18 protein-coding genes are annotated in these 21,188 nt (G+C 73.7%); 11 read left to right on the forward strand and 7 right to left on the reverse strand.

The features are described 5' to 3' along the window. The first annotated feature begins 4 nt into the window (after window positions 1-4). The 6 genes from ABZ464_RS22025 to ABZ464_RS22050 are packed head-to-tail and all read left to right on the forward strand — an operon-like array spanning window position 5 to window position 4,895. Window positions 5-1,453 carry an NAD-dependent succinate-semialdehyde dehydrogenase gene (locus ABZ464_RS22025; protein WP_359279315.1) on the forward strand — a complete coding sequence of 483 codons (1,449 nt, stop codon included), beginning with the start codon at window positions 5-7 and terminating at the stop codon, window positions 1,451-1,453. Further along, a complete protein-coding gene (locus tag ABZ464_RS22030; RefSeq protein ID WP_359279316.1) occupies window positions 1,450-2,220 on the forward strand; it encodes a fumarylacetoacetate hydrolase family protein in 771 nt (256 codons plus the stop codon). Before ABZ464_RS22025 ends, ABZ464_RS22030 begins: the two co-directional genes overlap by 4 nt. After that, a complete protein-coding gene (locus tag ABZ464_RS22035) occupies window positions 2,217-2,588 on the forward strand; it encodes a VOC family protein (protein ID WP_359279317.1) in 372 nt (123 codons plus the stop codon). Before ABZ464_RS22030 ends, ABZ464_RS22035 begins: the two co-directional genes overlap by 4 nt. 25 nt (window positions 2,589-2,613) lie before the next feature. Continuing rightward, window positions 2,614-3,420 carry an alpha/beta hydrolase gene (locus ABZ464_RS22040; protein ID WP_359279318.1) on the forward strand — a complete coding sequence of 269 codons (807 nt, stop codon included), beginning with the start codon at window positions 2,614-2,616 and terminating at the stop codon, window positions 3,418-3,420. Then, window positions 3,417-3,887, forward strand: coding sequence for a heme-binding protein (locus ABZ464_RS22045; protein ID WP_359279319.1), 471 nt, complete (start codon window positions 3,417-3,419; stop codon window positions 3,885-3,887). Before ABZ464_RS22040 ends, ABZ464_RS22045 begins: the two co-directional genes overlap by 4 nt. Before the next feature lie 3 nt (window positions 3,888-3,890). Beyond that, complete coding sequence (locus tag ABZ464_RS22050) at window positions 3,891-4,895, forward strand: methionine synthase II (cobalamin-independent)-like protein (protein ID WP_359279320.1); 1,005 nt, start codon at window positions 3,891-3,893, stop codon at window positions 4,893-4,895. A 33-nt stretch (window positions 4,896-4,928) separates the two neighbouring features. Here the strand turns inward: ABZ464_RS22050 and ABZ464_RS22055 are convergent, their stop codons facing one another. Next, window positions 4,929-5,216 carry an antibiotic biosynthesis monooxygenase gene (locus ABZ464_RS22055; RefSeq protein ID WP_359279321.1) on the reverse strand — a complete coding sequence of 96 codons (288 nt, stop codon included), beginning with the start codon at window positions 5,214-5,216 and terminating at the stop codon, window positions 4,929-4,931. 171 nt (window positions 5,217-5,387) lie between these two features. On the opposite strand from ABZ464_RS22055, the gene ABZ464_RS22060 reads away from it, so the two are divergent. The 5 genes from ABZ464_RS22060 (at window position 5,388) to ABZ464_RS22080 (ending at window position 11,872) form a co-directional block, all read left to right on the forward strand. Further along, on the forward strand, window positions 5,388-6,854 hold the full coding sequence (locus tag ABZ464_RS22060; protein WP_359279322.1) for an aldehyde dehydrogenase family protein: 1,467 nt from the start codon (window positions 5,388-5,390) through the stop codon (window positions 6,852-6,854). After that, window positions 6,847-8,067 carry an L-2-hydroxyglutarate oxidase gene (gene lhgO, locus ABZ464_RS22065; protein ID WP_359279323.1) on the forward strand — a complete coding sequence of 407 codons (1,221 nt, stop codon included), beginning with the start codon at window positions 6,847-6,849 and terminating at the stop codon, window positions 8,065-8,067. Before ABZ464_RS22060 ends, lhgO begins: the two co-directional genes overlap by 8 nt. Window positions 8,068-8,203: 136 nt before the next feature. Beyond that, window positions 8,204-9,064 (forward strand): amidohydrolase family protein, encoded by an 861-nt coding sequence (locus ABZ464_RS22070; RefSeq protein WP_359279324.1) that lies wholly within the window; start codon window positions 8,204-8,206, stop codon window positions 9,062-9,064. A gap of 13 nt (window positions 9,065-9,077) precedes the next feature. Then, window positions 9,078-10,787, forward strand: coding sequence for a thiamine pyrophosphate-dependent enzyme (locus tag ABZ464_RS22075; RefSeq protein WP_359279325.1), 1,710 nt, complete (start codon window positions 9,078-9,080; stop codon window positions 10,785-10,787). Window positions 10,788-10,801: 14 nt separating this feature from the next. Next, window positions 10,802-11,872 (forward strand): Ldh family oxidoreductase, encoded by a 1,071-nt coding sequence (locus ABZ464_RS22080; RefSeq protein ID WP_359279326.1) that lies wholly within the window; start codon window positions 10,802-10,804, stop codon window positions 11,870-11,872. A gap of 41 nt (window positions 11,873-11,913) precedes the next feature. Here the strand turns inward: ABZ464_RS22080 and ABZ464_RS22085 are convergent, their stop codons facing one another. The 6 genes from ABZ464_RS22085 to ABZ464_RS22110 form a co-directional block, all read right to left on the reverse strand. Further along, window positions 11,914-12,858 (reverse strand): alpha/beta hydrolase fold domain-containing protein, encoded by a 945-nt coding sequence (locus ABZ464_RS22085; protein WP_359279327.1) that lies wholly within the window; start codon window positions 12,856-12,858, stop codon window positions 11,914-11,916. A 96-nt stretch (window positions 12,859-12,954) separates the two neighbouring features. After that, window positions 12,955-14,022 carry a class I SAM-dependent methyltransferase gene (locus ABZ464_RS22090; RefSeq protein ID WP_359279328.1) on the reverse strand — a complete coding sequence of 356 codons (1,068 nt, stop codon included), beginning with the start codon at window positions 14,020-14,022 and terminating at the stop codon, window positions 12,955-12,957. Next, window positions 14,019-15,179, reverse strand: a complete 1,161-nt coding sequence (locus ABZ464_RS22095; protein WP_359279329.1) for a glycosyltransferase — start codon at window positions 15,177-15,179, stop codon at window positions 14,019-14,021. The genes ABZ464_RS22090 and ABZ464_RS22095 overlap by 4 nt, the downstream gene beginning before the upstream one ends. Then, entirely contained in the window at window positions 15,176-15,982 is an 807-nt protein-coding gene (locus tag ABZ464_RS22100) for an alpha/beta hydrolase (protein ID WP_359279330.1), read from the reverse strand. The genes ABZ464_RS22095 and ABZ464_RS22100 overlap by 4 nt, the downstream gene beginning before the upstream one ends. A gap of 3 nt (window positions 15,983-15,985) precedes the next feature. Continuing rightward, on the reverse strand, window positions 15,986-16,294 hold the full coding sequence (locus ABZ464_RS22105; RefSeq protein ID WP_359279331.1) for an acyl carrier protein: 309 nt from the start codon (window positions 16,292-16,294) through the stop codon (window positions 15,986-15,988). Continuing rightward, window positions 16,291-21,183, reverse strand: coding sequence for a beta-ketoacyl synthase N-terminal-like domain-containing protein (locus tag ABZ464_RS22110; protein ID WP_359279416.1), 4,893 nt, complete (start codon window positions 21,181-21,183; stop codon window positions 16,291-16,293). The genes ABZ464_RS22105 and ABZ464_RS22110 overlap by 4 nt, the downstream gene beginning before the upstream one ends. Window positions 21,184-21,188 lie beyond the last annotated feature (5 nt).

The following is a 21,188-nucleotide window of genomic DNA, read 5'->3' on the forward strand; positions in this document are numbered from 1 at the left end:
ACCCATGACCACCGACCACGGCTACCCCGCCGTCCGCATGTACATCGCGGGCGAGTGGTGCCAGGGCGCAACCGGCTCCACCGCCCCGATCGTGAACCCGGCCACCGAGGAGGTGATCGGAGAAGTCCCCCTCGCCACCGCCGCCGACCTGGACCGCGCCCTCGACGCCGCGCGGGAGGGCTTCCGGATCTGGCGCGCCACGCCCGTCACCCGCCGCACCGCGATCCTGCACGCCGCCGCCGGCCTGATCGCCGAGCGCGCCGCCGACCTCGGCCGGATCAGCACCCTGGAGCAGGGCAAGCCGCTCGCGGAGTCCACCGGCGAGGCCCACCGCACCGCCGAGACCCTGCGCTGGCACGCCGACGACGCCCGCCGCGCCTACGGCCGCATCATCCCCTCGGACCCCGGCACCGTGCTGACCGTACGCCGCGAACCCATCGGCCCGGTCGCCGCCTTCGTCCCGTGGAACTTCCCGGTGGGCGGCCCCAACCGGAAGATCTCCTCGGCCCTCGCCGCCGGCTGCCCGCTCGTCCTCAAGGCCTCCGAGGAGACCCCCGCCACGGCCATGGAGCTGGTCCGCTGCTACGCGGACGCGGGCCTGCCCGCCGGGGTCCTCAACCTCGTCTTCGGCGAGCCCGCCGAGGTCTCGGCCCACCTGATCGCCTCGCCCGTCGTCCGCCTGGTCGCCTTCACCGGCTCCGTGCCCGTCGGCAAGCTGCTGGCCGCACGGGCCGGGCAGGTCATGAAACCGTCGCTGATGGAGCTGGGCGGCCACGCCCCGGTGATCGTCTGCGCCGACGCCGACCCCGTGACGGCCGCTCGCAGGTCGGCGCGGGCGAAGTTCGTCAACGCCGGCCAGGTCTGCACCTCGCCGAGCCGCTTCCTCGTCCACGAGTCCCTGGTGGAGGAGTTCACCGCCGAGTTCGTGAAGGCCGCCGAGGCGGTCGTCGTCGGCGACGGACGGGAACCGGCGACCACCATGGGCCCCCTTGCCAACGCACGCCGGCTGACCTCCCTGGAGCGGCTCACCGCCGACGCCGTCGCGCGCGGCGCCACCGTCCGCACCGGCGGCGCACGCCCGGAACGGCCCGGGTACTTCTTCGCACCGACGGTCCTCACCGACGTACCCCCGGACGCGGAACTGCTGCGCGAGGAGCCGTTCGGGCCGATCGCGCCGATCGTGCCGTTCACCGGCCTCGACGAGGCGCTCGCCACGGCGAACGCGCTGCCGTACGGACTGGCCGCCTACGGGTTCACCTCCTCGGCGGCGACCGCCGAGCGCCTCTCGGACGCACTGGAGGCCGGGATCCTGTCGCTCAACCACTGCGGCGGCTCGGTCCACGAGGCCCCCTCCGGCGGGGTCAAGGACAGTGGCTACGGCCGTGAGGGCGGGCCGGAGGCGCTGGACGCCTATCTGGTCACCAAGCGCGTCTCCCATCTGCTGGCGCCATGAGGTACGCACGTGTCTCGGTCGACGGCCGGGCGGTGTGGGGCCGGGTGGGGGAGGAGGCCGTCGAACTGCTGTCGGCGTCCCCGATCGAGGGCGACCCCGAGGTCATCGGCAGCACGCCGCGCGCCACGGCCGTCTGGCTCCCGCCCGTGATACCCCCCGTGTTCTACGCGGTCGGCTTCAACTACCCCCGCCACATCGCACACGCCGGCGCCGCGACCCCCGAGCGTCCCGAGGTCGGCTACCGGGCCAACAACGCGCTGACCGGGCACGGTTCGCCCATCGTCAAGCCCGCCGGGGTCGAGGGCCGGTTCGAGGCCGAACCCGAACTCGTCGCCGTCATCGGCCGCACCCTCAGACACGCCACCCACGAGGAGGCCCGCCGCGCGGTCTTCGGCTGGACCGTCGGCAACGACGTCAGCGCCCGCACCTGGCAGCACCGGGACCGCACGTTCTGGCGCAGCAAGAACAGCGACACCTTCAAGCCGATGGGGCCCTGGATCGAGACCGACGTCGACGCGCTGGCCCAGACGACCACCCTGCGCGTCAACGGCGAGGTCCGGGCCGCGTTCCCCACCGGCGACATGGTCTTCGACCCCTTCGACCACATCGTCGAGATCACCCGCCACATCACCCTGCACCCCGGCGACGTGCTGTGGATGGGCGCCGAGTCCACCTGCCGGATCGAGCCGGGCGACACCGTGGAGGTCGAGATCAGCGGCATCGGCGTGCTGTCCAACCCCGTACACCTCGAAGGGAAACGAGCATGAGCAAGGAACCCCGCTACATCCACCACGTCAACTTCCCCACCACCGACCCCGACCGGACCGCCGAGTGGTACACGAAGGTCTTCGGGATGAAGAGGATCCAGCCCAAGTCCAACACCCGCGTGGTGCTGATGACCCGGGGCAACTTCGACCTGCACTTCACCCCGGTCGAGGAGATGGAGCGCATGGCGCCCTACCACTTCGCCGTCGAGGTCGACGACTGGGACGAGTTCCTGGAGCACCTGAAGGAACTGGGCATCCGGCACACCCGCCCGATCCAACGCCCCGAGAACCAGTCCAAGTTCTGCTACATCCACGATCCCGACCACACCATGATCGAGCTCGTGTACCACGCCCGGCGCCCCAACTGACCTCATATTTCCGGGAGTTCACCCCATGCCCATCGCCGACTCCGACGGCACCTCCCTCTACTACGAGCGTCACGGCAGCGGCCCCGCGATCCTCCTCGTGCACGGCAGCGGCGGTCACCACGCCGCCTGGTGGCAACAAGTGGCCGCACTGCGCGACGAGTTCACCGTGGTCACGATCGACCTGCGCGGCTTCGGAAAATCCGACGCACCTACCCCTCCTCCGCACTCGTCGAAGCCGGAGTTCGACGGCCAGGACTTCCCCGGTGACGTCGTCGCCGTCCTCGACCAGGAGGACCTGACCGACGTCATGCTGGTCGGCCAGTCCATCGGCTCGGTCGCCGCCCTGCGCGCCGGCCTGCTGCGCCCCGAGCGGGTCTCCTCGGTCGTCCTCGGTCACTCCCTGGGCGGCATCGGCCACCCGGAACTGAAGGAGCTGGCCGCCGCCGACCGCGCCAAGGCGGTCGAACTGCCCGTCATCGACCGCCTGTTGACCCGGCGCTTCCAGGAGGAGCGCGCCGACCTCACCTTCCTCTTCCAGCAGATGGGCACCTTCAACGTCGCCAGGATGCAGGACCTGCGCAACCTCGACACCGACGGCCCCTCCCTGGCGGAGATCCAGGCCTCGGGTGTGCGGGTCGCGTTCCTCGCCGGCGAGAAGGACGCGGTCCTGAGCGTCAGGACCGTCACCCGCGCCCATGAACTCCTCCCCGGCTCGCACCTGGAGATCGTCCCCGGCGCCCCGCACTCCATGTACTGGGAGACACCGGGCCCCTACAACGCCGCGATCGCCCACCTGCGCCGCACCCTCACCGCACCGAAGGACGCCGTATGACCAGCCTGACCCTGGCCGCCGCCGAGGAGATCGTCGAGGCCGCCCACGAGCGGGCCCGGGCCCTCGGAAAGGCGGTGAGCGTGGCCGTCGTCGACGCCAGCGGCTTCCCCGTCGCCATCCGCCGCGCCGACGGCGCCCGCCCCCTCACCCCGGACATCGCCCGCGCCAAGGCCTACACCGCCGCCGTGATGCAGCGCCCCGGCACCATGCTGAAGAAGTGGCAGGAGAGCCAGCCCGTCTTCTTCTCCCAGCTCTCCCAGCTCCCCGGCGCCGCGATGCCGATCATGGCCACCGAGGGCAGCCTCACCCTCAAGAAGGACGGCGAGATCGTCGGCGGCCTCGGCATCGCCGGCGGCACCGCCGACGAGGACCAGGAGATCGCCGAGGACGTCCTGAAGTCCCTCGGCTACGAACTGGAGTTCGCCGCCTGGGGCGTCGCGGGGCGGCCCGCCGGAAAGGACGCCTGAGCCATGGCCGACACCTTCAACTACCGCATCGACCACCACGGCAGCCTGGTCCGTCCGGCCGGCCTCCCCCTCGACGACCCGCAGTCCGTGGACGCGGCGGTCCGGGAGACGGTCGCCCACCAGCGGGGGCTCCGCTCGACCGTCGTCACCGACGGCGACTTCCCCCGGGAGGACTTCCGCAGTGCGGTCCTCGACGGGCTCTCGGGCCTGCGCCGTACGGACGAGACCGACGCGGACGGGCTGGCCCGCTGGGTCGCCGAAGCGCTGCCGAAGGCGGGCGGCCCGCTGCTCGCCGACCGGGTGGCCCGGCTCACCGAGCTGACCGTGATCGCCGCCAAGGCCTCGCTGCCCTCCCCGGCGTACCTCGCCGCGACGACCTTCCGGCCCGGCCTCGGCCCGGCCTCCGCCCGCGAACTGGGCGAGGCGCTGGCCGAGATCGTCCAGACGGAGATCGCGCTCCTGGTCTCCCGGGGCGTACGCCTGATCCAGCTCAACAACCCGCTCCTGCTGGGCCAGTTGGGTACCGATCCCACCGATCCGGGCGCCCTCTCCTTCGCGGACGCGCTCGCGGTGGACGCATCGGCCGTACGACTCGACGAGCGGCCCGAAGGCGTACGGATCGGCGTCTCACCCGGCTGGCGGGCACCCGCCGAGGTGGACCGGGCGCGGGCGGAGCGGCTCTACGGCACGGTCGGCGCCGACCGCTGGATCCTCCCCTTCGACCAGGGCACCCCGGCCGAACTGGACCTCGTCCGGGCGCTCCCCGACGACCGGGACTTCTGCCTGGGCGTGGTCGACGCGACCGTGCCGGAGCCGGAGGACATCGACACGGTGATGACCCGGATCGACCGGGTGGGCGAGTTCAAGGACCTGGAGGACGCGGCGGTGTCCCCGTCCCGCGGCTTCGCCGACGTGGCCTCACGCCCGCTGCTGAGCGCGGAGGACCAGCGCCGCAAGCTGGTGCTGGTGGAGACGATCGCCCGGTACTGCTGGGGCAACGAGTTCTGAGCGACGGGGCCGGGCGCGCCCGGCCCCGTAGGGCTAAAGGGTTTCGGCGAACGTGACCGTCCGGTCCGTGAGCAGCGGCCACACGGTCTCCACGATCAGCTCCTCGAAGTGTCCGGCCGCCTTGTGCGCCTCGAACCCGGCCCGGTCCGCGTACCGCTCGTACAGCAGAAACCCACCCGGCTCGTCGGCCACGGCATGCACCTCGTACCCCTCGTTCGCGGGCTCGGCCAGCGTGTGTTCGCGCATCTTCAGCAACGCGTCACGCACGGACGCCTCGTCGGCGGGGGCGCAGCGGTAGTGGGCGACGACTGCGTAGGACATCTCGTTCTCTCCTCGGTCGTATGGTCCGGTCGGCCGATTCCAGCACGACCCGCCCCTGGTCCGGCCCCCGCGCGATGCAACCTATGCCTGCTGCCAAGGCCCTGGTGGCACCGCCCCGACCTGGTGTTCTCTCGCAGTCCGCCCCTGGCCGACAAAGGAAGTGACCCGAACATGCGAACCCAGGAAACCCTCTCCGGCGGGGAGTGGGTGACGAGCGGCGACTGGATCGACGTCCTCGACCCCGCCGACGTCCGCACCCCGGTCGCCCGTGTCCCCGCCCTCCCGGCCAAGGACGTGACCCGGGCCTTCGACCACGCCGAGCGCGGGTTCGCCGTGTGGAAGCGCACCAGCCCCTTCGAGCGGGCCCGGATCCTCACCGACGCGGCCCGGCTGATCCGCGAGCGGGTCGAGGAGATCGTCGCCGACGTCACCGCGGAGAACGGCAAGACCCTCGCGGAGGCCACCGGCGAGACCCTCAAGGCCGCCGACTTCCTGGAGTACTACGCCGGCTGCGCCCGGCAGGGCTACGGCACCCTCCTGCACGACGCCCGCCCGCACCACCGTACGCACACCCAGCGCGAGCCGATCGGCGTGATCCTGGTGATCAGCCCCTGGAACGACCCGCTGATCACCCCGGCGCGCAAGCTCGCCCCGCTGCTCGCGGCCGGCAACGCGGCCGTGTTCAAGCCGGCCACGGAGACCCCGCTGTCGGGGCTGCACCTCGCCCGCGCCCTGCACGAGGCCGGGCTGCCGGCCGGTGTCCTGAACGTCGTCACCGGCCGCACCGCCGACATCGAGGAGGCCCTCCTCGACGACCCGCGGATCGCCGGGATCACCTTCACCGGTTCCAACGCCGTCGGAGCCCGCATCCGCCGCCGGCTCGCCGACCGCAACGTCCGCTTCCAGGGCGAGCTGGGCGGCAAGAACGCGTCCGTGGTGCTGGCGGACGCCGATCTCCCGGCCGCCGCGCGGGCCGTCGTGGCCGCCGCGTTCGGACAGGCGGGGCAGCGCTGCACCGCCACCAGCCGGGTGATCGTCGACCGTCCGGTGTACGAGGAGTTCACCCGGCTCCTCATCGGCGAGGTCGAGGCGCTGAAGGGCGGTCCGGGCGCCGACCCGGCGACGACCCTGGGCCCGCTGTCGAGCCCGAAGCAGCGCGACAGCGTCCTCGCGGACATCGCCAGGGCCGTCGAGCAGGGCGCCACCGTCCTGACCGGCGGCCGGGCCGACACCGAGGGCGAGCGGGTCCACGGCTGCCATGTGCTGCCGACGGTCCTCGCCGACATCACGCCCGGGACGGCGATCTGGCGCGAGGAGGTGTTCGGGCCGGTGCTCGCGCTGCGGGCGGTCGACGGGTTCGACGCGGCCGTCGAGGCCGTCAACGACTCCGCCTTCGGCCTCGCCGCGGCCGTCTTCACCCGGGACCTGGCCCGCGCCCACCGTTTCGCCGACGAGGCCGAGTGCGGGCAGGTCGCCGTCAACACGACCACCACCGGCTGGGACGTCCATCTGCCGTTCGGCGGCTTCCGCGACTCCGGTACGGCGTACAAGGAGCAGGGCGACGAGGTGCTCCGTTTCTCCACCCGCGTCAAGACGGTCGCGATCCATCTCGGCGCCCCGGAGAGCGCCCGTGGCTGACGAGACGATCGGTGTCGTGGGCGCGGGCATCGTGGGGCTGGCCACGGCCCGCGAACTCGCGCTGCGCCGCCCCGGCACCCGCGTCGTGGTGGTCGAGAAGGAGTGGGCGGCCGCGCTGCACCAGACCGGTCACAACTCGGGTGTCGTGCACGCCGGCCTCTACTACACCCCGGGAAGTCTCAAGGCCGACCTGTGTGTACGGGGGGTCGCGCTGCTGCGCGAGTACTGCCGGGACCGGCGGCTGCCGTACCGGGAGATCGGCAAGCTGGTGGTGGCCGTCCGTGAGGACGAGCTCGGCCGGATGGCCGGCCTGTACGAGCGGGCCAGGAACAACCATGTGCCGGATCTGCGCAGGGTCTCGAAGGAGGAGATCCGGGAGATCGAGCCGAACGCCGGGGGGATCGCGGCCCTGCACTCCCCGCGCACCGCGATCACCGACTATCCGGCGATCGCCCGCGCCTTCGCGCAGGACGTCGTCGACTCCGGCGGCGAGGTGCGGCTCGGCTTCCCGGTCACGGGGATCACCGCCGTACCCGGCGGCGTGGAGCTGGCCTCCAGGACGTCCTCGGGGGAGGAGCGCCTGCGCGTGGACCGCCTCATCCTGTGCGCCGGCCTCCACTCCGACACGGTCGCGGGGCTCGCCCGGGACCGGCGGGAGCCGCGGATCGTCCCCTTCCGGGGCGAGTACATGCTGCTCGGGCCGGAGCGGACGGATCTGGTGCGCGGGCTGGTCTACCCGGTGCCGGACCCGCGCTACCCGTTCCTCGGCGTGCACTTCACCCCAAGGGTCGACGGTTCGGTGGAGGTCGGCCCGAACGCCGTCCTGGCCCTGGCCCGGGAGGGCTACACCCGCACCCGGATCTCCCCCCGCGACCTCGCCGGCCTCGCCGCCTACCCCGGCACCTGGCGGATGGCGGCCCGGCACTGGCGTACCGGGATCAAGGAGTACCGGGGCTCGTTCTCCACGGCCGCCTTCATGCGGGACGCCGCCCTCTACGTCCCCGGTGTGGGCGTCCGGGACGTCGTCCGCGGCGGGGCGGGCGTGCGCGCCCAGGCACTGGACCGTGACGGCACCCTCGTGGACGACTTCCGCATCCACCGCAGGGGCCGGATCACCGCCGTGCGCAACGCGCCCTCGCCCGCCGCGACGGCCTCCATGGCGATCGCCGAGCACCTCGCCGACGCCGTCCTCGATCACCGGTCCGCATCCTGAAAGTGCCCTGCGAACAGGGCGGATTCACGCAAGAACAGCTTGCGCTCCCAGGGGCTCCGCAAGGCCTTTCCGCCCGCCTAGCGTTCCCTGCGCAACGCCTCACCACGTGCCCCACCGAGAGAAGGAAGTACGGGACATGTTCGTCGTCGACACGCAGATCCACATCTGGCTGGAAGAGTCCCCGGACCGCCCCTGGGTGCCCGGCGCCCGGGAGCGGATCCGCCTCAACGGACACCGCGAGGACCCCTTCTCCTACGAGGAGGCGCTGGAGCTGATGGACGAGGCCGGGGTGAACCGCGCGCTGATCCTGCCGCCGTCCTGGGAGGGCGACCGGATCGACTACGCGCTCGAGGCCTGCGAGGCGCATCCCGACCGCTTCGGCATCATGGCCCGCATCCCGCAGAACAAGCCCGCGGAGGGCAAGGCCATGCTGGCGGACTTCGCGCAGAACCCGCATGTCAAGGGCACACGGCTGACCTTCCACCGGCCGCAGGACCGCAACTGGATGATCGACGGTACCAACGACTGGTACTGGCCGGTCGCCGAGGAACTCGGCATCCCCACCATGGTCCACGCCCCGATCTGGAAGCGCGAGCTCGGCCGGATCGCCGAGAAGCACCCCCAACTGAAGATCATCATCGATCACATGGGCATCATGGCCCGCTGTGTGGACGACGCGATCGGCTACTGGGTCTCCGAGACCGCCGACCTGGCCGTCCACCCCAACATCTACGTCAAGGTCTCGGCGCTGCCCGGCTATTCGACGCAGCCCTTCCCCAACGGCAACATCCAGAAGTACGTGCGCGAGATGGTCGACAGGATGGGCCCGCAGCGCTGCTTCTACGGCACCGACATCACCCGGCTGCTGGGCCACGGCATCACCTACACCGACACCATCGAACAGTTCACCAAGCACTGGGACTTCACGCCCGAGGAGCTGGAGTGGATCATGGGCCGCGGTATCTCCGAGGTCCTGAACTGGCCGATCGAGGGCTGAGGACACCCCGCAGATGACCGACAGCACCCCTACGCCGCGCCGGGACGGCGGTGATGCCTTCGTAGCCGCCTTCGAGGCCGCCGGCGCCGACCACCTCTTCTGCTCCTCCGGCTCCGAATGGGCCCCGGTGTGGGAGTCCCTGGCCCGCCGCCACCGCGACGGCGAGCCGGCGCCGCGCTACCTGGACCTCACCCACGAGACCGTGGCCGTCGGCATGGCCACCGGCTACGGTCTCCTCGCCCGCCGCCCCCAGGGCGTGCTGCTGCACGCGGCCCCCGGCCTGCTGCAGGGCTCGATGGCGGTGCACGGCGCGCTCCTCGCGGGCGTGCCCATGGTGGTGGCCTCCTCGGAGTCGACCACCTACGGCGACGCCCCCGGCCACGACCCGGGCGGGCAGTGGTACCGCAACCTGTCGATCGTGGGCGGCCCGCACCAGGTCGCCCAGCCGTTCACCAAGTGGGCCAACGAGGCCGCCAGCGTCCACACCCTGCCCACCATGATCACCCGGGCGGCGGAGCTGTCCTGGCGGGCCCCGGCGGGACCGGCGTACCTGAACGTCCCGCTGGAGATCCTCCTGGAGGAGTGGGACGGCCGTACGGCCAAGCCCGTCGTCGCGCCGGGCTCCACCCACAGCTCGCCCGAAGAGGCCGACGCCGTCGCGCAGTTGATCCGCGAGGCCAGCCACCCGGTGATCGTGACCGAGACGGCCGGCCGGGAGGCGGGCGGCTTCGAGGCCCTTGTCGCCTTCGCCGAGGCCTGGCAGATCCCGGTCGTCGAGCCCGACTCCGCGGTCTGCGCCAACTTCCCACGCACCCACCCCCTCCACGCGGGCAGCGACATCGGGCCGTGGCTGGAAGAGGCGGACCTGATCCTGCTCGTCAACTGCCGCGCCCCGTTCTACCCGCCGTCGCGCCGCCCCGCCAGGGCGACGGTCGTGGTGATCGACGAGGTGCCGCAGCGCCCGCACGTCGTCTACCAAGTGCTGTTCGCCGACCGGTACTTGGAGGGAAACGTCACGAACAGCCTGCGCCAGCTGGCCAAACGGGCCAAGGACCTGGACGGCGCGGTGCCGGACGCCCGCCGCCGGGCCCAGGAACAGCGGCACGCGGAGGAACAGGCCGCCGTCGACGCCGCCGAGACCAGGGCCGCGGCCGCGGAGGGGATCGACCCGGTGCTGGTCGCCGCGACCCTGCGCGGGCTGCTCGACGGCAGGGACGCGATCGTCGTCGACGAGACGATCACCCACAGCCGGGTGGTCAAGCGGCACCTGCGGACCTCGGCCCCCGACTCGTACTTCTATGTGCAGGGCGGACTCGGCCAGGGCCTCGCGGTCGCCCTCGGCGTCAAACTCGCCGCGCGGGACCGCCCGGTGGTGCTCACGATCGGTGACGGCGCGTTCGCCTACAACCCGCTCGTCCCGTCGTACGACGCCTCCCGGACGTACGAACTCCCGCTGCTGGTCGTGGTGTTCAACAACCGCGCCTACCGGTCGATGAACCTCAACCACCGCCGCTTCTACCCCGACGGCGCGGCCGCCGGGACGGGGGAGTGGCTGGGCACCGATCTGCACCGGCTGCCCCGGCTGGCGTCCTTCGCCGAACCCTTCGGCATGCACACCGAGACCGTCGACGCCCCGGACGCGCTCGCCCCCGCGCTGGAGCGCGCCCTCGCGGCCGTGGCCGGGGGCACCACCGCCGTCGTCGACGTCCTCGTCACCCGCTGACTCAGGAGACCCCCATGTCCACCCCACCCCCGAAGGTCCTGGTGCCCGCAGCGGACCTGCGCGCCTTCTCCGCCGCCCTCCTGGAGAAGGGCGGCCTGAGCGCCGAACACGCCCGGACCACCGCCGACGTGTTCGTCTGGGCCGCGCAGCGCGGCGTCGACTCGCACGGCATCGCCCGTGTCCCCGCCTATCTGGACCTGCTGGAGAAGGGCGTCGCGAACGCCGACGCCCGGATCGTCGTCGAGTCGAGCGCCCCGGCCACGGCGGTCGTGGACGCCGACCGCGCGCCCGGCCCGGTGGCCCTCACCGCCGCCGCCGACGAGGCGGTGACCCGGGCCAGGGCGACCGGCGTCGCGGCGGTGGGCGTACGCCGTACCGTGCACACCGGGGCGATCGGCTACTACGTGTCCCGGATCGCCGAACAGGGCCTGGTCGGCATCGGGTTCGTCGCCGGCATGCCGAACATGGGCTACACCGGGGTGAAGGGCGCGGCGGTCGCGACCAGCCCGCTCGCCGTCGCCGTACCGACCGCCCCGGGGTCGCGGCACGCCCCGCCGCTGCTCGACATGGCCACCGCCACCATCGCCCTGGGGAAGATCCGGCAGGCGAAGGCGGCCGGCACCCCGCTGCCGGAGGGGGCGGCGGCCACCGAGGACGGCATCCCCACCACCGACCCGGAACGGGCGGTCATGCCGCTGCCGCTGGGCGGGGCGAAGGGCTCCGGCATGTCCCTGGCGTTCGAACTGCTGACCAGTGTGCTGGTCGGCGCGCCGATCCTCGCGGCCTTCCACTCCGGTGATCCGGCGGGCCGTAAGCACCGCCAGAACGCCCTGCTCATCGCGGTCGACCCGGCTGCCTTCGGCGGCGCGGACACCTTCGCCGAGGACGTCGGGGCGACGCTGGACGCGCTGAAGGGCCTGCCCGTGGCGGAAGGTGCGGAGGGCGTGTACTACCCGGGCGAACGCAGTGCCGCCGTCGCCGCAGGGCGAGGGGAGCGGGGCATCCCGGTGGCGCCGAAGCTCTGGCGTGAACTGGCCGGGCGGGCCGCGCAGTTGGGGGTCGTCCCGCCGGAAGCCGCCGAATAGGGGGACGGCGGCTTCCGGCGGGACCGCGGCGCCCGCGCCTCTCAGGAGGCGTCGGGCGTGGTGGCCCGGCGGAGATGACGGGCCATCAGGGCGTAAGAGGTACGGGCCTTTTCGTCGTCGCTCGTGTCGTAGCCGTGGTCGGCGCCGGTCACGTCGTGATGCTCGACGAGGGCGCCGGCCGAGCGCAGCCGCTCGGCGTAGCGGACCGCCTCCGCGCGCAGCAGGTCGTACTCGGCGGTGATCACCAGAGCCGGTGCGATGCCCCGGAGATCGGCGGTGTCCGAGGGGTGCGCGGGGGAGACGAGCCGGTCGGCGCGCGCCTTCGGGTCGGGCACGTACGACGTGTCGAAGACGTCCGCCATCCAGGGCCGCAGCATCGGCCGGGCGACCGACGCCTTCTTGTCCCGGGCGGCGGTGGCGAGGTCCAGCGGCGGATAGTGCAGGATCTGGAGGGCGATCGCCGGACCGTCCTGTTCCAGGGCCTGGCGGGCCACGGCCGCGGCGAGCCCGCCGCCCGCGCTCTGCCCGCCCACGGTGAGCCGCGCGCCGTCCCAGCCGTGCTCCGCGCCGTGCCCGGCCACCCAGCGCACGACCTCGTACGCCTGGGTGGTCGGCGCCGGGAACGGGTGCTGCGGCGCGACCACGTACTTCACATTGACCACGACCACACCCGCCTCGACGGCCAGGAAGCGGCACAGCGCGTCGTCCATCACCGGCATCGACATGACATAGCCGCCGCCGTGGAAGTTGACGTGGACGGGTGGCCGGGTGGCGGTCCCGCCCGGCGGCAGGTACACCGTGACCGGCGCCGGGGCCACCGACGTCGACACGGTCGTCCCGCTTGCGTCCCCCGGGTACTCGGGGAACCGGGCCTGCCAGGCAGCCGTGGAACCGGGGCCGCCGGAGCGGCGGCTCGCCAGCCTGGTGAGGCCCTGCATCGTCTTGGCGGCGCGGGTCGCCACCGCCGGTCTGGCCAGGAGGGACATGCGGGTTCCGTTCGTCGGGCCGTACCGTGGATCGCCAGGATTCCTGATGGTTCGGTGGGCCTGAAGCTAGCACGGCGGAACCCGTCTGCCCAGCCGTCAGCCGCGTCTGGCCACGATCCGGTACGCGTTGGACACACCCAGCCGGTGCGCCAGCGGCCGGACGGCGAACCGGTCGAGCAGCGTGCCCGCGATCAGCGCCGGGACGCCCGCGATCAGCAGGGCGGCCCGCAGCGTACGGCGCAGCGCGCCCGGCCGTGCGGACAGCCACGGCGCGTCCTCGCGCGGCGCCGCGTGGTCCAGCGCCAGCCACACGGCGGCCAGCAGATCGACCGGATCGTGCGGCTCGGCATGCTGCTCCGCGACCACCGTGAAGCCCAGCTCGGTGAGCCGGTCCCGCAGATTGGCCACCGGCACGAAATGCAGATGCTGCGGCTGCAGCCAGGGCAGCCACCAGCGGCCGAGCAGCCGGGCGTACCGGCTCTCGGGGTCCGGGACCTCGATCAGCAGATGCCCGCCCGGCCGCACCGCCTCCCGGGCCGCCCGCAGCTCACGGTCGGGGTCGGTGCTGTGCTCCAGATAGTGGAACATGCTCACCACGTCGTACCGGGCGGCCAGTTCGGGTGCCAGGTCCGGGAAGCTCCCCCGGTGTCCGTGCGCCACCCGGCCCTCCCGCTCGGCGAGTTCGACGCCGTCGGTGAAGTCCAGCCCGTCGAACACCGTGTCCGGCAGCACCTCCCGCGCCGCCGCGCAGAAGTGCCCGTGCCCGGTGCCCACGTCCAGCCAGGCCTTCGGCGCGGAGTCGTACGGCAGCATCGACTCGGCCCGGTTCCGGTACGTCCTCGTCCGCGCCCCGAAGGTCTCCCCGAGCTTCTTCTCGCCCAGGCCGTCGTAGAAGTCCCGGTAGTAGAACTCCAGCCCCGCCGCGCTCAGCCGGGGGTTCTGGAAGACGTGCCCGCAGCCCTCGCAGCGGTCCAGGACGAACCGGCCCGGCTTGTGCTGCAGCAGGTCGGTGGTGCGCAGCCGGGTGGTGAGGGCCTCGCCGCCGCACCACGGGCAGCTGGTGCGCCGGGGCTCCAGGAAGCGCTCCGCACCGGCCGCGATGTCGGCCTGGTAGCCGGGGCGCAGCGCGGCGATCCGCTCGCCCGGCCGGGTCTCGTCGGTCATCCGGACTCCCTTGCCAACGCGTCGAGATGGTCCGCGGCGGCCGGTGCGCCGCCCGCGGCGCGCAACGCCGACCCGATCCGGTCGGCGGCCGCCCGGTACTCGGGCTCGTGCAGTACGGCGTCCAGCGCGGCGCCCAGCCGCGACGCCGTGACCCGGCCGAAGCGCACCCGCACCCCGGCGCCCGCGTCCACGACCTGCCCGGCGACCACCGGCTGGTCGTCCCGGATGGGGGCGACCACCAGCGGGACGCCGTGCCACAGCGCCTCGCACACCGTGTTGTGCCCGGCGTGGCACACCACCGCGTCCAGCCCCCGCTCCAGCAGCGCGAGTTGGGGCACGGACGGCACCACCAGCACGTCCTTGTCGTCACCGGCGGCGCCGAGGGCGCCGCCCGGGTCGACGATCAACGCCTGCACCCGGTCCGCCCGTTCGCGCATCGCGGTGCGGCACACGTCGAGGAAACGCCCGCCCGCATCGGCGTTGACCGTGCCGAGACTCACCAGGACGGTGGCCCGGCCGGGATCGAGCCACTCCCAGGGGAAGCCGGACGCCTCGGGGCGCGCGCCGATCGAGGGGCCGACCCAGCGGACCCCCTCGGCCGGGCCCGCCAACTCCGCCGCGCTGAAGGCGAGCACGAGATGCGGGGAGAACCGCGGGTCCGTCGCCCCCGAGGGAGCGCCGAGCGAGGTGCGCAGTGCGGCCAGCCGCTCGTCGACCCACTCCCGCACCTTGGGCAGCCCGGCCAGCGGATCGGTGAACTCGGCCGAGGTCGTCGCCGAGGTCGCCCAGGGCAGCCCCAGCCGCTCGGCGGTGAACGCCCCCGCGAACGCCTGCTGGTCGGCCACCACCACATCCGGCCGGAACTCCCGGGCGGCCGCCCGCACACCCGGCGCCATCGCCTCGGCCAGCGGCAGCAGATACCACTCCCACAGGAACTTCAGCGCCTCGGGGCCGCGCAGCTCGGCGGGCCGCTCGCCCCGGACGGCACCGGCACACCCGAACACGAGCGCACCGGGCCCCGCGAGCCGCCCCACCAGCTCCGGATCCGGGCACACCCACGCCACCCGGTGTCCCCGCGCGGCCAGCTCGGCCGCGACCCCCACCGTCGGGTTCACATGCCCGACCAGCGGCGGCACGACGAACAGGAACCGGCTCACCGGGCCGCCGTCCCCAGGGTCTCCGCCACCAGGGCCAGAACCTGCCCGCCCACCGTCCCCGAGGCCTCCACGAGGATCGAGTGCTCATGACCGGGCACGATCACCGTCCGGCAGTCCGGCAGTACCCCCTCCAGCCAGGCCGCCTGCTCGGCCAGGTCGGAGTCGCCCCCGTAGAGGGCGAGCACCGGGCAGCGCACCGACGCCACCTGCTCCTGCGTGAGCACCCGGCTGGCCGGGATGTCCCGGCCGAGGGTCGTCTCCCGCACGAGCCGCGCCGCGCCCCTGGCCAGCCGGGCCGTGTGCTGCCCCCGGTGGGCCGTGACCCAGGCGAGCGCCTCCGGCTCGTGGTGCGCGAGCCGCTCCACCACCCAGCCCAGGATCCGCTCCAGCTTCCGCGCCCAGGCCGGGGTGGCCGGCTCGGACTCGATGAGACAGACGCTGGCCGCCCGCTCCGGATGACGGACCGCGTAACCGAACGCGACCGTGCCGCCGTAGGAGTTGCCGACCAGATGCACCGGCCCCGGCACCCCCAGCCGGTCCAGGAGCGCCTCCAGGTCGTCGATGTTGTGGTCCAGGGTGTAGCCCTCGGCGGGGCGCCCGCTGCGCCCGTGGCCGCGCAGGTCGTACATGACGACGTCCAGGCCGGCCGCCGCGAACGCGGGCGCGACGGTGAAGTAGTGGCTGGCCAGGCTGTCGGTGAGCAGACCGTGCACCAGGACGACGGTGGCGCCGGCCGGGCGGCCCCCGCCGGGACCGAGCCGCTGGACGTGCAACCGGACGGCGCCGGTGTCGACCATCGCCATGGCTCAGCTCGCCCCCGCCGCCTTCAGACTGGTCACCACGTACTCGACGAGCCGGCCGACGGTCAGCTCGATGATCTCGTCGAACTCCATCCCCGCCAGGAACTCGGCGAAGTTGACCCGGTCGCCGTACCGCTCCTGGAGCAGTCCCGCCAGCGTCACCAGGTCGATGCTCTCCAGCTCCAGATCGCGGTTGAACGAGGTCTGCATGCCGATCTCCACGTCGTCGAGGCCGTACTCGTCCTCCAGGAGCCGCGCGAGCATGCCGGTGATGTCGGCGAGGACACTGTCCTCGTCGGCGGTGACGGGCGTCATCGGTCGTACTCCTTCGGTCGGTTCGGTCGGTTCGGCGGTGTGGGTGCCGGTGCGGGTGCCTGTGCCGGGCCGGTGGTCCAGGCGACGACGTACTGGCGGGCGGGCAGGGCGGGCGGGTTGGCGGCGGGCTCGCAGAGCACGGTGTAGGCGCGCGCCAGCCGTCCGGAGACGGTCAGCCGGTCGCCGTCCGGGGTCGCGTTCCGGACGGTGAAGTCCCGTGGCCGGCCGCCGAATCCGGTGCCCTCCGCCTTCGCGACGGCCTCCTTCGCCGCCCAGAAGCGGGTGAACCAGAGCGCCTCGGAGTCCTGGCCGGCCGACAACAGGCCGCTCAGCAGCCGGAGTTCGTCCGGTCCCAGAGCCGCGTCGAGGGTCTCCGGCGTGCGGGCCGTGACCTCCTCGATGTCGATGCCGGGACCGGGACCCGGGCCGGGTGTGCGCGGGCGGACGATCGCCACGCCCGCCTCCGCGCAGTGGGCCAGGGAGACGTCCAGCGGGGGCAGGTCCCGCCCGTGCACGCCGGTGACGTACGGGCGGCCCGACGCGTCGTTGCGCACCCGGAGTTCCGCCGGGAAGACCGGGCCCTCGCCCTGGTCCCACAGCCACCGCCGTACGGCGTCCTTGACGGCGATCCGGCCGAGCAGCCACTGCCGGCGCCCGCGCGGGGCGTGCGCCGCGTACTCGTCACGCTCCTGGCCGCCGAGCGAGTTACGCATGATCAGCTCGCGGGAGGCGAGGTCCGGCCAGCGCTCGTGCAGCAGTGTCCAGCCGCCCGGCCGGGACTCGGAGAGGGTGTTGCGCTCCGGGAAGCGCTCGACGGGACGGGTCTTCGGGTCGTTGTCGAAGCGGCGGTCCTGCCAGCCGTACAGCTCGGCCCAGACCGTGCCGGCGACCGTCAGCTGGACGTCGGCCTCCAGGACGGTGTCGGTGAGCGAGGTGATCCGGACGAGACACGCGACCTCGGTGCCGGGTGCGGGATGCGGCCCGTGGAACCGCATCTCGCGCATACCGACCGGGAACACCACGGTCCGCTCGGTCCGCGTCGCCATGATCCAGTAGCCGAGGATCTGACCGACGTTGTCCAGCAGCGCGCCGGGCGCGGGCGGGGTGGTGATGATCCCGCGCACATGCCGGTCGCCGATCGCGGTCAGCTCGGTGACGCCCTGGAACGCCGGGCCGTGGAACATCCAGCGCTCGTCGTAGAGCTGGGCGGCGGTGTGTTCGGGGACGCGTTCGGCGGCGGTGCCGGCCGGCCAGGGGGCCGGGGGCGGGGACGGGTGGGAGGCGGCCAGTTCGACCGTGGCGCGGGCGCGCGGGCCGAAGGACACGGCCATGCGGTCCGGGCCCTCCGGGACCGCCGTCACCGGTACGTCGACCGGCGGGGTGGCGGTGAGCCACTCCTCGAACCGCGCGCCGTGCACGGCGACCGGCACCGTGCCGGGGGCCGCCTCGGCCGCCGCGTCCATGATGTGCCGCACGATCGTCGTCGCCGGCACCACGGGCCACCGGTCAGCTACCTCGGGCCAGCCGGGGCGCTGCGGGAAGAAGCAGTGGTCGAGGAGGTGGGGCATGGTGTCGGGGGAGACGCGGAGGGTGGTGCGGCGGGGGGTGAGCGCCCTGGGGACGGGGACGGGGACAGGGGCGGGAGCGGGAGTGGGGGCGGGGGCGGGAGTGTGGTGCGGGGCCGGTGGGCGCATCAGGGCCGCGGCCGTGTCCGCCGTCTCGCGCATCAGGGCGCTCAACTCGGCGGCCAGGGGAGAGTGTGCGGCAAGGGCATCCAGCGGGGAGGGAAGGTCGCCGGCGCCCGGGCGGGGACCGGGGCTGAATGCGGGGCTGGACGCGGGGCCGAGTCCGGCGCGGAGTCCGGCGAGCCGCTCCGGCGGGAGCGACACGAGTGCGCTCCCCAGGTCCAGGCGCACCGGCGGGCGTCGGGCCCCGGCCCGCCGGGGGCGGTCCAGGGCCGGAGCCACCTTCGCCCCCGCCGTCCACACCGCCGTGGCCACCCGGCGGAGCTGTTCCAGGCCCGTGCGGTGGGGCGAGTTGGCGGCGACCACCAGGTGGTCGTGTCCGCCGAGGGTGTCGCCGACGAGGGAGCCGAGCTGTCCCGGGCCCGCCTGGACGAACACCCGGTGCCCGGACTCGTACAGGGCCTGCGCCAACTGCCGGAACCGCACGGGCTCCAGCAGATGCCGGACGAACAACGCCCGGATCTCCGCCTCCCCTTCGGGGAAGGGCGCGGCGGTCGTCCCCGACCAGACGGGCGTGTGGGGCGCCTGCAGCCGGAACCGGTCGGCGGCCTCCTCGATCGGGCCGAGATGGGGCTCCAGCATCGGTGTGTGGAAGCCCGACCGGAACGGCAGTACCTGGCTGAGCACGCCCCGGGAGCGGAACACCCGGACGAAGTCCTCCACCGCCGGCTCGGGCCCGCACACCATGGACTGGCCGGGCGCGTTGTCATGGGAGAGGACGAGTCCCGCCCCGGCCCCGCCCTCGTCGCGCAGCGCCGCCAGCACCCGTGCGGCGGACGCGCCGATCGCGCCGAAGGCCAGCCCGGGAACCGTCACCGAGTCCGGGTCGAAGCCCGCCATGAAGGCGTCGACCTCGTCCCCCGCGTACAGTCCGCCCGCCGCCATCGCCGTCCACTCGCCCACGCTGTGCCCGGCGACCGCGTCCGGCACGATCCCTGCGCGGCGCAGCGCGGTGTCGAGCAGCCGGCCCACGGCGACGACACCGAAGCCGTGCCGGCCGATGTCCTGGGCGTCCCGCCGGGGGAGTTCGGGCACGGGCAGGCCGAAGTGGGCGGCGATGTCGTCGACCCGGGGCGTGAAGTCGCCCTCCAGGCCGGGGAAGAGGAACGCCAGCTTTCCGCCACCGGCGCCCAGCAGGGGCTCGGGCCGGAACCAGACGTCGCTGCGGCCGTGCCAGGCGCTCCCCTTGCCGACCGCGCGACGGGCCAGCGCGAGCCGCTTGGCGGTGGGTCCGACGATCCCGACCCGGGCCGGGCCCGATCCCGGGTGCGGGCGAGCGGGATCGAGTCCCGCGGCTCGTACGGTGACGTCGTCGGCGTCCAGAAGGGTGGCGAGCCGGGCGGGGGAGTCGGCGGCCAGGAGCAGAATCTCCTCGGGCTCACTGACCTGCGTGCGGGCCTGGGAGGCGGGGCCGGCTCCCGGCGAAGCCGCCTCGGGCTCGCCGGCCCGAGTGTGGGCCTGGGAGGCCGGGCCGGCCCCTGGCGAAGCCGCCTCGGGCTCGCTGACCAGAGTGTGGGCCTGGGAGGCCGGGCCGGCTCCCGGCGAAGCCGCCTCGGGCTCGCTGACCAGAGTGTGGGCCTGGGAGGCGGGGTCGGCTCCCGGCGAAGCCGCCTCGGGCTCGCTGACCAGAGTGTGGGCCTGGGAGGCGGGGGCGGCCCCCGGGGAAGCCGCCGGGCGGGTGCCGTGTGTGGTGGTGGGGCCGGGGGGCGCGGCGGCACCCGTCCGTGCGCCCGGTGCCTCCTCCAGCACCACGTGGGCGTTGATCCCGCCGAACCCGAACGCGTTCACGGCGGCCCGGCGGACCGGCTGTCCGGGGCCGGTCTCCCACTCCGCCGCCTTCTCCAGCGTGCGGAAGCGGGTGCGGGCGAGGCCCGGGTGCGGATCGTCGCAGTGGAGCGTGGGCAGCAGGGTCGCGTGGTGGATGGCGAGGGCGGCCTTGACCAGACCGGCGACACCGGCGGCGGGCATGGTGTGCCCGATCATCGACTTCACCGAGCCCAGGACGGCGTCCCGCCCGCCGTCACCCGGCCCGAACACCTCGGCCAGCGTGGTCAGTTCGGCGCTGTCACCGGCCGGGGTCGCCGTTCCGTGCGCCTCCAGCAGCCCGAGCGCGCCGGGCGCTGCCGGGTCGAGTCCGGCGGCCCGCCACGCCTGCCGTACGGCCTGTGCCTGGCCGCCGGGATCGGGATTGACCAGCCCGGCCGCCCGGCCGTCGCTCGCCACCCCGGTGCCCCGGATCACGGCGTAGATCCGGTCCCCGTCCCGCTCGGCGTCGGCCAGCCGCTTCAGGACGACGACGCCGGTGCCCTCGCCGATGAGGATGCCGTCGGCGTCCCGGTGAAAGGGGCGGATCCGCTGGCTCGGGGAGAGGGCGCGCAGTTGGGAGAACACGCTCCACAAGGTGATGTCGTGACAGTGGTGGACACCCCCGGCGAGCATCACGTCGCACCGCCCGGAGGCCAGTTCGGCGACCGCCTGGTCCACGGCGACCAGGGAGGACGCGCAGGCGGCGTCCACCGTGTACGCCGGGCCGCGCAGATCGAGCCGGTTGGCGACCCGGGAAGCGGCGAGGTTGGGCACGAGACCGATCGCCGACTCGGGGCTGTCCGGCCCCAGCCGCTCGGTGAACGCCTCCCGGATGCGGGTGAGTTGGCCGTCGGTCAGGTCGGGCAGCAGCTCGCCCAGGGTCCGCACGAGCTGTCCCGCCGTACGCACCCGCTGGTCGAGCCGGGCCAGTGCGGGGGTGAGGTAGCCGCCCCGGCCCAGGACGACGCCGACGCGCCCCCGGTCGGGGAGCCGGTCCGTGCCGCCCGCGTCGTCGAGGGCGGCGGCGGCCACGTGCAGGGCGATCAGCTGGTCGGGCTCGGTGCCGGCCACCGAGTTCGGCATGATCCCGAACCGGGTGACCTCCACCTCCGCGAGCCCGTCCACGAACCCGCCCCTGCGGGCGTAGACGCGGTCCGCGAGGGCCGGTTCGGCCGCCGTGCCGGGCCGGTAGTAGTCGGCGTCCCAGCGCCCGTCCGGCACCTCGCCGATCGCGTCCACGCCGTCCCGCAGATTCCGCCAGTACGCGTCGAGACCGGCGGATCCCGGCAGCAGCACGGACATGCCGACGATGGCGACCGGAACTTGACGGACTGTCAGGATCG

The organism is Streptomyces sp. NPDC005820 (assembly GCF_040630255.1).
Classification (GTDB): Bacteria; Actinomycetota; Actinomycetes; order Streptomycetales; family Streptomycetaceae; genus Streptomyces.

Coding starts and splice junctions, on each gene's coding strand:
- ABZ464_RS22040 (WP_359279318.1), top strand. CDS start 2,614: ATGCCCATCGCCGACTCCGACGGCACCTCCCTCTACTACGAGCGTCAC.
- ABZ464_RS22090 (WP_359279328.1), bottom strand. CDS start 14,022: ATGACCGACGAGACCCGGCCGGGCGAGCGGATCGCCGCGCTGCGCCCC.
- ABZ464_RS22025 (WP_359279315.1), top strand. CDS start 5: ATGACCACCGACCACGGCTACCCCGCCGTCCGCATGTACATCGCGGGC.
- ABZ464_RS22060 (WP_359279322.1), top strand. CDS start 5,388: ATGCGAACCCAGGAAACCCTCTCCGGCGGGGAGTGGGTGACGAGCGGC.
- ABZ464_RS22075 (WP_359279325.1), top strand. CDS start 9,078: ATGACCGACAGCACCCCTACGCCGCGCCGGGACGGCGGTGATGCCTTC.
- ABZ464_RS22050 (WP_359279320.1), top strand. CDS start 3,891: ATGGCCGACACCTTCAACTACCGCATCGACCACCACGGCAGCCTGGTC.
- ABZ464_RS22085 (WP_359279327.1), bottom strand. CDS start 12,858: ATGTCCCTCCTGGCCAGACCGGCGGTGGCGACCCGCGCCGCCAAGACG.
- ABZ464_RS22045 (WP_359279319.1), top strand. CDS start 3,417: ATGACCAGCCTGACCCTGGCCGCCGCCGAGGAGATCGTCGAGGCCGCC.
- ABZ464_RS22100 (WP_359279330.1), bottom strand. CDS start 15,982: ATGGCGATGGTCGACACCGGCGCCGTCCGGTTGCACGTCCAGCGGCTC.
- ABZ464_RS22035 (WP_359279317.1), top strand. CDS start 2,217: ATGAGCAAGGAACCCCGCTACATCCACCACGTCAACTTCCCCACCACC.
- ABZ464_RS22080 (WP_359279326.1), top strand. CDS start 10,802: ATGTCCACCCCACCCCCGAAGGTCCTGGTGCCCGCAGCGGACCTGCGC.
- ABZ464_RS22055 (WP_359279321.1), bottom strand. CDS start 5,216: ATGTCCTACGCAGTCGTCGCCCACTACCGCTGCGCCCCCGCCGACGAG.
- ABZ464_RS22030 (WP_359279316.1), top strand. CDS start 1,450: ATGAGGTACGCACGTGTCTCGGTCGACGGCCGGGCGGTGTGGGGCCGG.
- ABZ464_RS22105 (WP_359279331.1), bottom strand. CDS start 16,294: ATGACGCCCGTCACCGCCGACGAGGACAGTGTCCTCGCCGACATCACC.
- ABZ464_RS22070 (WP_359279324.1), top strand. CDS start 8,204: ATGTTCGTCGTCGACACGCAGATCCACATCTGGCTGGAAGAGTCCCCG.